The 12273-nt window shown below is 72.9% G+C and carries 8 protein-coding genes and 2 pseudogenes; 2 read left to right on the top strand and 8 right to left on the bottom strand.

The window, feature by feature from the left end; all coding sequences use genetic code 11:
• Positions 1-53 precede the first annotated feature (53 nt).
• A pseudogene (locus ACWD0A_RS12700) lies at positions 54-548 on the top strand (amino acid permease); the annotation flags it as partial.
• 101 nt (positions 549-649) lie between these two features.
• A complete protein-coding gene (locus tag ACWD0A_RS12705) occupies positions 650-1660 on the top strand; it encodes an APC family permease (RefSeq protein WP_451297335.1) in 1011 nt (336 codons plus the stop codon).
• 134 nt (positions 1661-1794) lie between these two features.
• On the opposite strand, the pseudogene ACWD0A_RS12710 reads toward ACWD0A_RS12705, so the two are convergent.
• The 8 genes and pseudogenes from ACWD0A_RS12710 to ACWD0A_RS12745 form a co-directional block, all read right to left on the bottom strand.
• Positions 1795-2082: pseudogene (locus ACWD0A_RS12710) on the bottom strand (transferase); the annotation flags it as partial.
• Between the two features lie 99 nt (positions 2083-2181).
• Entirely contained in the window at positions 2182-2979 is a 798-nt protein-coding gene (locus tag ACWD0A_RS12715; protein ID WP_451297337.1) for a glucose 1-dehydrogenase, read from the bottom strand.
• The gene (locus ACWD0A_RS12720; protein WP_451297339.1) at positions 2976-5105 is read right to left on the bottom strand and encodes an acetate--CoA ligase family protein; all 2130 of its coding nucleotides are present in this window, start codon (positions 5103-5105) and stop codon (positions 2976-2978) included. Before ACWD0A_RS12720 ends, ACWD0A_RS12715 begins: the two co-directional genes overlap by 4 nt.
• The gene (locus ACWD0A_RS12725; RefSeq protein WP_451297341.1) at positions 5102-6283 is read right to left on the bottom strand and encodes a Glu/Leu/Phe/Val dehydrogenase dimerization domain-containing protein; all 1182 of its coding nucleotides are present in this window, start codon (positions 6281-6283) and stop codon (positions 5102-5104) included. The genes ACWD0A_RS12720 and ACWD0A_RS12725 overlap by 4 nt, the downstream gene beginning before the upstream one ends.
• Positions 6280-7881 (bottom strand): 5-guanidino-2-oxopentanoate decarboxylase, encoded by a 1602-nt coding sequence (locus ACWD0A_RS12730; RefSeq protein WP_451297343.1) that lies wholly within the window; start codon positions 7879-7881, stop codon positions 6280-6282. Before ACWD0A_RS12730 ends, ACWD0A_RS12725 begins: the two co-directional genes overlap by 4 nt.
• On the bottom strand, positions 7881-9038 hold the full coding sequence (locus ACWD0A_RS12735; protein ID WP_451297345.1) for an acyl-CoA dehydrogenase family protein: 1158 nt from the start codon (positions 9036-9038) through the stop codon (positions 7881-7883). The genes ACWD0A_RS12730 and ACWD0A_RS12735 overlap by 1 nt, the downstream gene beginning before the upstream one ends.
• A gap of 257 nt (positions 9039-9295) precedes the next feature.
• A complete protein-coding gene (locus tag ACWD0A_RS12740; RefSeq protein WP_451297347.1) occupies positions 9296-10486 on the bottom strand; it encodes an MFS transporter in 1191 nt (396 codons plus the stop codon).
• 88 nt (positions 10487-10574) lie between these two features.
• On the bottom strand, positions 10575-12272 hold the full coding sequence (locus tag ACWD0A_RS12745) for a multicopper oxidase family protein (RefSeq protein WP_451297349.1): 1698 nt from the start codon (positions 12270-12272) through the stop codon (positions 10575-10577).
• Position 12273 lies beyond the last annotated feature (1 nt).

Genomic DNA, 12273 nt, shown 5'->3' on the forward strand with positions numbered 1-12273 from the left:
CCCGTGTGGCCGGGCTCACAGTGCAGGCTACTGACTGTCCGTTCAGTCAGTAGATGTGCCGCGCCTGTACGAGACCCCGTGCCGCCGTAGGAGTCCGCCCAGTGACCCAAGCACCCGCCACCTCCAGCAGGGCCGAAGGGCCCGCCCCCGAAACCCCCGACCTCTCCGAGGGCTGGGGCGAACAACGCAGCCGGCTGCGCAAGGAACTGCGCCGCTTCGACGTCCTCCTGTTCCTCATATGCACCCTCGTCGGACTCGACACGATCGGGTCGGTCGCAGCGCAGGGACCGCAGGGACTGACCTGGATGGCCATCCTCGCGTTGTTCTTCTTCCTCCCCTACGGGCTCCTCGTCGCCGAGCTCGGCTCCGCCTTCCCCGTCCAGGGCGGACCGTACGTCTGGACCCGGCTCGCCTTCGGACGGCTCACCGCGGGCCTCAACCAGATCCTCTACTGGATCTCCAACCCGGTGTGGGTGGGTGGCAGTCTGTGCATCATCGCCCTCACCACCTGGGAGGAGTTCTTCACCCCGCTCCCCGGGCTGTGGAAGTACGCCGCCGGGCTGGTCTTCATCTGGGGTGGCGCGCTCGCCGTCGTCCAGTCCGTCCGGTCGGCAAGTGGGTCCCGATCGCCGGAGCTTTCGCACGCATCGTGCTGCTCGGCTTCTTCCTCGTCTCCGTCGTCGTCTTCGCCGTCCAGAACGGTGTGCACGCCCTGCCCGCAAGCGAGTTCACACCGACCTACGTCGGCTTCGTGGCGCTCGTCCCCGTCCTGATCTTCAACTACGTCGGCTTCGAACTGCCCAGCTCCGCCGCCGAGGAGATGCGCAACCCGCGACGCGACATCCCGCTCGCCATCCTCCGCTCCGGCTTCGCCGCGCTGCTGCTCTACGGCGGCCCGATCCTCGGCATCCTCTTCGTCCTGCCCAGCGACAGGATCGGCAGCCTCGGCGGCTTCATCGACGCCTGCAAGGCCGTCTTCACCGTCTACGGCGGCTCCATCGCCGCCGACGGCACCGTCACCCTCACCGGTGCCGGCGCGGTCTTCGGCGGCATCGCCGCCGCGGGCCTCATCATCGGCCTGCTCACCTCCGGCGTCACCTGGGCCATGGGTGCGCACCGCGCCCAGGCCGTCGCCTGCGCGGACGGCGCCGGACCCGCCTGGCTCGGCACGATCTCCGAGAAGCACGGCACTCCGGTACGGGTGAACCTGCTGTCCGCGGTCCTGGCGTCCGTGCTTCTCGTGGTCGCCCTCAACCTCACCGAAGGCGACGGCGAGAAGTACTTCGCCGCGGGGCTCGGCCTGACGATCTGCACGACCTTCATCTCGTACGTCATCACCTTCCCCAGCCTGGTGGTGCTCCGCCGCAAGTACCCCGACACTCCGCGCCCGTACTCCGTGCCGGGCGGACGCATCGGGGCCTGGACGGTCACCGCCCTCGCGACCGGCCTGGTCGCCTTCACGGTGGTGGTGCTGATCTGGCCGGGCTTCGGGGTGGGCTGGTTCGGCACGGAGGGCTCCGCCGCCGACTCGCTGCCCGAGGCCTTCGCCGGCCAGCGCCTCGCGTACACACTGAGCCAGGTCGTGCCCCTTCTTGTCATCGCGGTCATCGGCCTCGTCTTCTACTCGCTGGGGGCGAAGACGCGGCGTACCAAGAGCTGAGGATCCGGCGGGAGTTCTCCCGCACGACGACGGAGGGGGGCGGCCCGAGGCCGCCCCCTCCGTCCCCTTCCCGGCTGGAGTCGGCGTGCCGCAACAACCGCTGAACTGGCCGGTGTGGTGAGTACTTCCGTGGCGCTGACGCGGTCGTCGTCCGCGAAGACACCAGCCGCTCGACGGGCGAGCTTTTCGTCACGCTCTACGGTAACCAGGCGGGCACCGGCGCCGAGCCCGCTGTGCAGCCAGGCGCTACCCACGCCCGAGCCGGTGCCGCTCTCCGCGATGACTCCGTGGGGTTTCGCAGCAGCGGCCAGGCTGAGCAGTCTGCCCACCTCAGGGATGCAGCTCTTCTGGAAACCCGCCTCGGAGGCGACACGCTCAGCGGCCACCACACGAGGCCGAACCGTACGCTCTGCCCTGATCACGAAACCCCCTTCGTCGTGGACATGACGCTATCCGCCGGCAGAGGTCTCCGCACGGAGCTTCGCCTGTCCAGACCCGGCAGAACCTTTCCGGTCGAAGCATCAGGCGCCCGTGCGCCCGTACACCTGCTTGCCCAGCCACTGGCCGCCGTCCACCGTCAGGCACTCGCCCGTCAGGTACGACGCCCCCTCGCCCAGCAGGAACAGCGACGCGTCCGCGATCTCCGCGGGGTCGGCGAACCGGCCCGCCGGAACCGTGGCCAGGACCTCCTCGCGCGCCTCGGGGGTGGCCCACAGGGCCGCGCCGGCGCCTGCCGTCTCCGTCGGGCCCGGGGCTATGCAGTTCAGCCGGATGCCCAGCGGGGCGAGTTCCACCGCGAGGGTCCGGGTCATGGCCAGGACACCGGCCTTCGCGGCGGCCGAGTGGACGGTCCCCGGGTGTCCGTGCCAGGCGTAGGCGGCGATCACTGACAGGACGGATCCGCCCGTGCCCTGCTCGCGCAGCCTGCGGGCGACCGCCCGGGTGCAGTAGTACGAGCCGTTGAGGACGATGTCCACGACCGCCCGCCAGCCGCCCGGGGAGAGGTCGATGCCCGGCACGACGAAGTTGCCGGCCGCGTTGTTGACCAGGCCGTCCAGCCGGCCGAAGCGCTCCACCGCCGCGGTCACCAGCGCGTCCACGGCCTCGGGGTCCCGTACGTCCGTCGGCACCGCGAGGGCCTCGCCGCCGGCGTTCTCGACCAGGGCGACCGTCTCCTCCAGCCGCTCCGGGGTCCGGCCCGCGACAGCGACCCGCGCGCCCTCGGCGCTCAGCGCGAGTGCGATCGCGCGGCCGAGGCCGCTGCCGCCGCCGGTCACGATGTAGGTACGGTCCGCGAAGCGGCCGGATTCCGAGGTCATGTCACCACTCCATGGGCGTCGAGGGCGACCGCGCCGCCCGGGTGGACGAGCAGCGGATTGACTTCCAGTTCGGTGAGCTCGGGGTGTTCGGCCGCGGCCCGCGCCAGTGCGCACAGCGCGTGTGCGGCGGCGTCGAGATCGACGGCGGGGGCGCAGCGCCAGCCGGTGAGCAGCGGTGCGTGGCGCAGCGAGAGCAGCAGGTCGCGGGCGCGTCCCGGAGTGAGGGGGGCGAGGGCGAGCGCGGTGTCGGCGAGCAGCTCGGCGGTGAGCCCGCCGAGACCGACCATGGCGACGGGCCCGAACGCCGGGTCGCGCCGGACCCCCGCGATGAGTTCGACGGAGTGCTGGTGGGCGACCATCTCCTCGACCGCGTACCGAGTGGCGCCCGTGGAGTCACGCATCCGGGCGAAGGCGGTGCCCAGCGCGGTCTCGTCGGCGATGCCCAGGGCCACCCCGCCCGCCTCGGTCTTGTGGGCCAGGCCCATTGCCTTGAGGGCGAGCGGGTATCCGGTGCGGCGGGCGGCGGTGGCGGCCTCGTCGGCGGTGGTGACGAACTCCGCGGCGGGGAAGGCGAGTCCGCGGGATCCGAGGAGCGTACGGACGGTCTCGTAGTCCCCGTCGGTGAGGGGGTCCGGGGCGGGGGGCGGCAGCCGGGGTGGCGCCTGCTGTGTCGTCCGGTCCTGCCGTGCCGCTCGGGCCAGGGCGGCCGCGGCCTGCTCGATGCGCTCGTAGACCGGTACGCCGTGCTCTCTGAGCACCGTCAGGGCCGGGGTGTCCCTGGCCATGGTGTGGACGACGAGCAGTCGGCCGGACTGTCGTGCGGCCTCCCCCAACTCCCGGGCGACCTCGCACTCCTGGCGGGCCTGGTCCGGGTTGGCGGTGGCGTAGTCGCCGAAGTAGCCGGTGAGGACGGTGGCGTCGGTGTCCCCGCCGTCGAGCAGCGCCCGTGTGATGCGGGCGTAGTTGCGGAGGTCGGCCTCCCCGGCGCCCGCGAGGTCGACGGGGTTGCCGCATCCGCTCCGGCCGGGGAGGTGCCGGGCGACGGCGGCGCGGGTGGCTTCGCCCAGTGCGGGGACGTGGAGCCCGCGGGCGGCCAGCGCGTCGGCGGCCAGCGCGCCCTGGCCCCCGCTGTCGCCGACGACGGCGACGCGCAGGGCTCGTCGTCCGCGGGCCTGCGAAGGGGCTCCGTCGGCCGGGGCCGGTGACGACGGCCCGCCGGCCCCGGCGTCACGGACGGCGCGCGTCCTGGCGTGCCCGATGCGGCGGCCCGCCGCGGTCAGGAGCACCGCCGTGTCCGCGAGTTCGCCCGCCGACTCCAGCAGCAGCGCTCCCGTGTCGCGGCACACCGCCTCCACGACCGCCCGGGAGCTCACCAGCGCTCCTGTGTGGGAGGCCGCCGCGCGCCCGGATGCCTCGCTGCGGCCGAGCGACAGCAGCAGGACGGGTTTCCCTGCCGCGTGGGCGGTGGCCAGGGTGCGGGCCAGGCGGCGCCCGTCGCGGAAGTCCTCCACGTATGCGGCGACGACCCGTGTCGCGTCGTGCGCGATGAGTGTGTCCAGCGCGTCCGCCGCGTCGATGTCGCGCTGGTTGCCGAGCGAGACGAAACGGGAGAAGCCCTGCCCGGCGCGTGCGAGGAGTCGGCCGATCTCGAGCGCGAGGTTGCCGCTCTGGGACACGAGCCCCACCGCGCCCGCCGGGAAGTCGCCCCAGCTGAGCCTGAGTTCGGTGGTGGTGTCGACGACGCCCATGCAGTTCGGGCCGAGCAGCCGCCCGCCGCGGGCGGTGACGAGGGCGGCGAGTTCGCGTTCCTCGTCGGGGCCTGCCCCGCCGGACGTGATCACGGTGAAGCACCGTGCGCCCGCCATGAGTCCCTCGACGACCACGGGCCGCACCTGCTGCGGCGGCACCGCCACCACGACCTGCTCGGGGACGGTCGGCAGGCAGTCGAGGCCGGGCAGGAAGGGCACGCCGTCGAGCCCGCCGCCCCGCTGGTTGACCAGGTGGACGGTGCGCCGGGAACGTCCGGCGAGGGCGCCGGACGCCAGCCAGTAGCCCCATTTGGCCGGGTTGGCGGAGGCTCCGACGACGGCGACGGAGCGCGGGTCGAAGAGGGCGTCCAGGCTCATGCGTACCAGCCGAGGCGCTCGGCGATGACGGGCAGCCGGTCCGCCACGACCTCGTGTGCCGCGGCGCGCGGGCTGGTCCCGTCCCGCTCGGCCCGCGTCAGCACCTGCTCGACCAGGGCGCGCATGGAGCGCCGGATGTGGGTGAACGCCTCGTCCGCGTCGGCGCCGATGTCGCCGAAGAGCGTCCACCACCACCAGGCGTTGGTGGCGGAGTTGACGACCACGTCGGGCAGGACGGTGATCCCGCGCGCCGACAGCAGGTCCTCGGCGTCCGGCAGCACCGGCATGTTGGCGGCCTCGACGATCCAGCGGGCCGTGACCCGCGCCTGGTTGGCCGTGTCGACCGCGTACGAGACGGCGGCCGGGACCAGCACCTCGGCGTCCGCGGACAGCCAGGCGTCGCCGGGCAGTTCGGTGTCGCCCGGTCTCAGGGCGGTGCGGTCCACGGTCCCGTACGTGTCGCGCGCGGCCAGCAGCGCCTCCACGTCCAGGCCCTCCGGATTGGCGATCGTTCCCTTGACGTCCGCCACGGCGACCACCTTCAGCCCGGCCCGTGCCAGGAAACGGGCGGTCGCCCCGCCCATCGTGCCGAAGCCCTGGACGGAGACGCGGGTGCCCTCGTGGGAGACACCGGCCCGGTCCAGCGCCGTCAGCACCGACTCGGCGACCCCGCAGCCGCCCGCCAGCTCGTCGAGCCCGATGCCGTCCACCTCCACGGCGAAGGCGTCCGCGAGCCGGCGCCGTGCCGCGGCCTCGTCGTCGAGCAGCGGGTAGACGGCCTGGACGGAGGAGACCAGACCGGCCTCGGCCGCCGCTCTGTCGACGGTGTCCTGGGTGAGGCCGAGGTCCTCGCCGGTGGTCCAGAAGCGCTCGATGTACGGGCGCATCGCCCGCAGGTAGCGCACCAGCACCCCGTACGCCTCGGGGTCGCGCGGGTCGCAGTCGATGCCGCCCTTGGCCCCGCCGAGCGGGATGTACCGGTTCCGGGGGTCGTAGTGGAGGGCCTCCTTCATCGTCATGCCCCGGGCCAGCCCGGTGACCTCGTCGAGGGTGCAGCCCTCGCGCATGCGCAGCCCGCCGCTGGACACGCCGCGTACGAGCCGGTCGATCACCAGATGGCCCTGGCGGCCGGTGACATGGTCCGTCCAGGTGAGGGAGATGAGAGGGCTGGTCGTCATCGGGGGGTCTCCTCGGGAACGGTGACGATGGTGGGTCCGGGGGTGTCCAGCGCGTCGGCCAGGGCGCCGGCGAGCTCCTCCGGCGAGCGGACCGCCGTGCCGTGCCCGCCGTAGGCGCGGGCGAGCGCGGGCAGGTCGACGGGCGGCAGGTCGACTGCCCTGGGGCTGTCCCCGCGGGCCGCCATCTCCTCGCGGATCTCGCCGTAGCCGCCGTTGTCGAAGACCACGACGGGGAGCGGCTGTCCGAGCTGGGCGGCGGTGGCGAGCTCCTGCACGGAGAACTGCAGACCGCCGTCGCCGCTGAGCGCGACGACCTGCCGCTCGGGGCATGCGGTCTTCGCGCCGATCGCGGCGGGCAGGGCGTAGCCGAGGGTGCCGAAACCGGTGGGGTGCAGATAGCGGCCTTCGGGGCCGATGGAGAGATGGGGCAGGGCGCCGTAGTAACAGCACTGGGCGCTGTCGGAGGTGATGACGGCGTCCTCGGCGAGGACGCGGCGCATGGCCCGGAGGTACGGCGCCCAGCGCGCGTCCCGGGTGCGCGTCTCGTCGTCGCGCGCGGCGCGCAGCGCGGTGACGCCGGCGGGTTCGGCGCCCTGTCGCGGTTCTCGCTCGCGGTACGCGGCGAGCAGTGCGTCCAGCAGGGGGCGCGCGTCGCCCACCAGGGCCACGTCCGCCGGGAGGCCCGCGTACATCTGGGCGGGGTCCACGTCGACGCGGATCAGGGTGCCCGTCAGGGCCGGCAGCGGGCCCCAGACGTCGGACTCGGCCAGCTCCGTGCCGACGGCGAGGACCACGTCACGGTCCGCGAGCCACTTCTGCACGGCCGGGCTGTGCAGCGACACGCCCAGCGACAGCGGGTGGCGTTCGTCCACCACGCCCTTGCCGTTGGCGGTGGTCACCACCGGCGCCCCCAGTTCCTCGGCGATGGCCAGGCAGGTGGCGGCCGCTGCCCGTGCTCCTCCGCCGAGGGCCAGCACCGGACGGCGCGCCCCGCGCAGGGCGTCCGCCGCCTCCCCCACGGCCGCCTCGTGCGGCGCCGGTGGCGCGAGAGGCGGCGCGAGCCGTGTCGCGCCCACCGGCTGCGCGGTCTCCAGCAGGTCCAGCGGTACCTCGATGTGCGCCGGGCGTGGCCGCTCCCCGCGGAACAGCGTGAAGGCACGGGCCACCGCCGCACCGATCTCGTCGACGGACGCCACCCGGTGGCTGAAGGCCGCGACGCCCCGCAATGCCTGTGTCTGGCTGCGCATTTCGTGCAGGAGGCCGGTGGACTGCCGGGGGTGCCGCAGCGGCATGCCGGGCGAGACGACGAGCAGCGGCACGCTGTCGGAGTAGGCCTGGCCCACCGCCGCCGCGATGTTCAGCAGTGCGGGCCCGGTGGTGGTGATCGCGGTACCGGGCCGGCCGCTCACCCGGGCGTACGCGTCGGCCGCGTACCCCGCGCCCTGCTCGTGACGGGTGTTCACGTGCCCGATGCCGTACGGCTGGAGGTGCCGGTAGAGCTCCAGGTTGTGGGTGCCGGGGATGCCGAAGGCCTGGGTGACGCCGTGTGCGGCCAGTGCGCGGGCGAGGGCCTCGCCTCCGGTGAGGGCCGGGGTCATCACAGGCCCCTCGAGATCACGAGCCGCATGATGTCCGAGGTGCCCTCCTCGATCTCCTCCAGCTTGGCGTCCCGCATCCACTGCTCCACCGGGTACTCGCGCGAGTAGCCCCAGCCTCCCAGCGTCTGCACCGCCGCCCAGGTGCAGTACGCGGCCGTCTCCGAGGCCGTCAGCTTGGCCATGGCGGCCTCGGTCGTCGCGGTCAGACCGGCGTCGAGGCGCTTGGCCGCGCGCCAGGTCATCAGCCGGGCCTGCTCGATGCGTGTCCGCATGTCGGCGAGCCGGAACGCCACCGCCTGGTGCTCGACGATCGGCTTGCCGAACTGCTGCCGGGTACGGGCGTAGTCGCGGGCGTACTCGTACGCGGCCCTGGCCACGCCGGTCGCCGCCGCGCCCAGCACGGCGCGCGAGATGTCGAAGGTGCGCATGAGCCCGTGGAAGCCCTGCCCCTCCCCGCCGAGGCGGTTCTCCTCGGGCACGAAGGCGTCGGCGAAGAAGATCTCCCGGCAGACGATGGCGCGCTGGCCCATCTTCCGCATCGGCTCGCCGAAGGTGACCCCGGTGGTGTCCTTGCCGAGGAGGAATGCGGTGACGCCCCGGGAGCGCTGTGCCGGGTCCGTCTTGGCGAAGACGACGTACTGCTCGGCCTCCCCCGCGTTGGAGATCCACGCCTTCTGGCCGCTCAGCAGGTATCCCCCGTCCGTGCGGGTCGCTGTTGTCACGATCGACGCAGCGTCGGAGCCCGCGCCGGGCTCGGTGGCGGCCAGGGCGGTCATGGGGGTGTCGGGGCCGGTCAGCGGGGTGAGCCAGGTGCGCTTCTGCTCCTCGGTGCCGAGTGCGAGCAGCGGATCGGCGAAGAAACCGTTGGAGCAGAGCAGATTGCCGATGCCGAGGTCGCCGACGCACAGCTCCTCCTGCACCAGGCACTGGGTGAAGACGTCCGTGAATCCGCCGCCTCCGTACTCCTCGGGAAGCATGAAGCCGGTGATGCCGACCTTCGCGGCCTTGCGCCACAGGTCCCAGGGCGTCTCGACATCGGCCTCGTCCACGGAGCGGGCCCGCGGGCGGATCTCCTCGCGGGCGAAGGCACGGGTGAGCTCGACGATGCCACGCTGCTCGGGGGTGAACGGAACCAGCTCGGTGGGGAGGTCGGACATGGTGCCTCCTGGTGCGGCAGCGATAGATACTGACTGAACCTTCAGTCAGTATCTGGATGCCTGTGCGGCGCTGTCAACGCACGGGTGTGCCACGCCTTCGGGGACTTCGTCGGCACCGCGCCGCCCCGAACGGCGAGACCGCCGTGGACGCTGACGTCCGCGTGTCCACGCCCAGATTCAGGGCGACGCCGTCCACGCCCAGATTCAGGGCGACGCCGTTCGCGCCCGGACCAGGACGGGCGCCCCGTCCGGCGTGCTCACGTTCGCGCCCGTACCGGACGCCGCAGCAGGTAGGCGACCGCGGTCGTCACCAGGGCGGCCATGCAGGCGATGAAGACGAGCCCCGCACCCTCCAGGCCGATCGGACCCACCAGTACCCCGACACCGATCACCGGCACCGAGATACCCGCGTACGCCACCACGAACAGGGTCGAGACCACAGACGCGCGACGGTCCGGGGGTGACGCCTCGGCCACCGCGGACAGCGCCCCACGAAAGGCCAGCCCCTGCCCGACGCCACCGACGAGCGCGCTCAGCACCACCAAGAGCAGCAGGTCCCAGCGCAACGCTCCCGCCAGCAGCGCCAGCCCCGCGAAGAGCCCTGCGCAGCCCAGCGGCAGCGATCGCGCCACGCCGGCCCGGCCGACCGCCAGTTGCCCCGCGGTCGATGCGAAGAAGGCGAGCGCGACAACCAGTCCGCTCACGGCGTGGTCGTGCACGTCCAGGGACTGCGCGAGGAACGCCGGGCTGACCGACGTGAACACCCCGAACAGCGCGAAGCCCACGAACGAGGCGGTCGCCGCCGGCCCGAACACCGCACGGACCTGCGGGGGCAGGCCGGGCCGCTGCGGCCGTACGGTGGCCGGCGGACGCCGTACGGCCACGGTCTCCGGCAGCCTGAGCAGGACGGCGGCCGCCCCGGCCACCAGTGCGAGGTGTACGGCGAACGGCAGGTACAGGGGCCACGAGGCGTGCTGCGCGAGCACTCCGGCGAGCAGCGGGCCGCATCCCAGCCCGCCCATGTTGGCGGCGGTCGCCACGAACGTGGCGCGGGAGGCGCCGCCCGCGGGCGCCAGCTCCAGCACGTACACCGTGGCGGCACCGGTGAACAGACCGGCGGACAGACCCGACAACAACCGCCCCGCATACAGCCAGCCCAGCCCGGTGGCACACAGGAAGCAGACGGCGCTCGCCGCCGCGCATCCCAGGCCGGCCAGCAGGACCGGCCGCCTGCCCACGGCGTCCGAGGCGTTGCCCGCCAGCAGCAGCGCACCGATGACCCCGAAGGCGTACACGGCGTACACGACGGTCACGGTCAGCTCGTCGAACCCGAACTTCGCCTGGTAGAGGGAGTAGAGCGGGGTCGGCAGCGTGGTGCCGGCCATGCACACCGCGAACACCACGCCGCCGAGCAGACATTGACGCCACCCACCACGATCACCGTCCATGCCGCCGACGGTAACCCGCGAACCGCCCGGGCAGATGCGCGGCGTGCCCGACGCGCCTCTGCCGCGTTCCAGGCCGTCGGCGTACGGATCAGGGGTCGTAGGCGATGGTGGTCATCATCCCGGATTCCGAGTGGTAGAGGTTGTGGCAGTGGAGCATCCACTGGCCGGGGTTGTCGGCGTCGAAGTCGAGCACGAGCTTGTTGTGGGGCAGGACGGTGGCGGTGTCCTTGCGGGCGCCGTGGGAGTCGATGCCGGCGAGGGCGTAGGTGTGGCCGTGGAGATGGACCGGGTGCCACATGTCGGTCGCGTTGATGACCACGAGCCGTACGCGTTCGCCGTGTTCGACCCGGTGGACGACGTCGGGCGTGTAGGGGCGGTGATCGGTCCCCCAGTCGTAGTCCTTCATGTCGCCGGTGAAGGTGACTTTGACGATGCGGTCGGGCCTGCGCCGGTCGAGCTCGACGGATTCGTGGGGCTTGAGCCGGCGGGCCGAGGGAAGGACGACTCGCCTCAGCTCGGCCGGGCGGGCGTCGGGGCCGGGCAGCGCACCGCCGGCTGTGCGCAGGACGGCCATGGCGGCACCGTTCTTGCCCTCGGCCAGTGCGGTGAGCGGGAAGACACCGTCCTTCGCGGTGATCAGTACGTCGTACCGTTCGCCCATGCCGACGAGGAGGGCGTCGGTCCGGTGGTGGCGTACGGGGAAGCCGTCGCTGTGGGTGATCGTCATCCGGTGGCCGCCGAGTGCCACGCGGAACGGTGTCTCGGCGCCCGCGTTGATCAGGCGCAGCCGGATCCGGTCGCCGGGCCTGGCCCTGAACTGGGTCGGGTCGTCGGGCGTGCGCCCGTTGATCAGGTAGTGCGGGTAGGCGACATCGCCCGCGTGGCCGCCGAGCAGGGGGCTGTGGGCGCCCGTCATCAGCCGGTTGGGGCGTCTCGTCGCCCTCGGTGAGGGCGACGCGCCGTGCTGCTCCGGCGTACGGGCCCCGGGCGGCCCGTACCCGGCAGCGACTCCTCCGGAGGGTTTCGGCCGCACGGGCTGGTCACCGCCGTCGTGCCCGCGGTGTGCGGAGCCGTGGCCCATGGCGGGCTTGCCCTTGCGGAGCTGGTCGAAGACGTCCTCGGAGGTGGAGCCGTCGACCCCGTCGAGCCAGTCGTCCAACAGGACGATCCATTCCGCGTCGTACTCGAGGGGCTCGTTGGGATCGTCCACGATCAGCGGCGCGTACATGCCGCGGTCGACCTGGAGGCCCAGGTGTGGATGGAACCAGTACGTCCCGGGGTGCGGTGTCCGGAAGCGGTAGGTGAAGTCTCCGCCCGCTCTGATGGGCGGCTGTGTCACGTCGGGCACGCCGTCCATGTCGTTGCGCAGGGCGATGCCGTGCCAGTGCACCGTGGTGGGTTCGGGCAGATGGTTGGCGAGCGTCAGCTCGAGCATGTCGCCGGCGGTGATCCGCACCTCCTCGCCGGGCAGTTCGCCGTTGTAGACGGAGGTCCTGACGGTGCGTCCGCCGCCGATCTCGACCGTGGCCGGCGTGGCCGTGAAGGTGCGGTGGCGGAGCTTCCCTTCGGGACTGGGTGTCCAGGTGGGCGGGACCTTCTTGCCGTCCCCCGGAACGGAACCTCCGGCGCCTGGACCGGGGGCTTCCCTTCCGGCACCGCCTGCGGGGCCGGCCTCGCCGCCAGAGCAGGCGGCGAGCAGTGCGGATCCGGCTGCCGCGATCCCGGCACCGAGAACGGCACGCCGCGTGCGAGGGGTTGGACGGGTGTGATCCTGCTGCCTGTACATG

The organism is Streptomyces sp. NPDC002867 (assembly GCF_053591895.1).

Coding starts and splice junctions, on each gene's coding strand:
- ACWD0A_RS12745 (WP_451297349.1), bottom strand. CDS start 12,272: ATGTACAGGCAGCAGGATCACACCCGTCCAACCCCTCGCACGCGGCGT.
- ACWD0A_RS12725 (WP_451297341.1), bottom strand. CDS start 6,283: ATGACGACCAGCCCTCTCATCTCCCTCACCTGGACGGACCATGTCACC.
- ACWD0A_RS12735 (WP_451297345.1), bottom strand. CDS start 9,038: ATGTCCGACCTCCCCACCGAGCTGGTTCCGTTCACCCCCGAGCAGCGT.
- ACWD0A_RS12730 (WP_451297343.1), bottom strand. CDS start 7,881: ATGACCCCGGCCCTCACCGGAGGCGAGGCCCTCGCCCGCGCACTGGCC.
- ACWD0A_RS12715 (WP_451297337.1), bottom strand. CDS start 2,979: ATGACCTCGGAATCCGGCCGCTTCGCGGACCGTACCTACATCGTGACC.
- ACWD0A_RS12740 (WP_451297347.1), bottom strand. CDS start 10,486: ATGGACGGTGATCGTGGTGGGTGGCGTCAATGTCTGCTCGGCGGCGTG.
- ACWD0A_RS12720 (WP_451297339.1), bottom strand. CDS start 5,105: ATGAGCCTGGACGCCCTCTTCGACCCGCGCTCCGTCGCCGTCGTCGGA.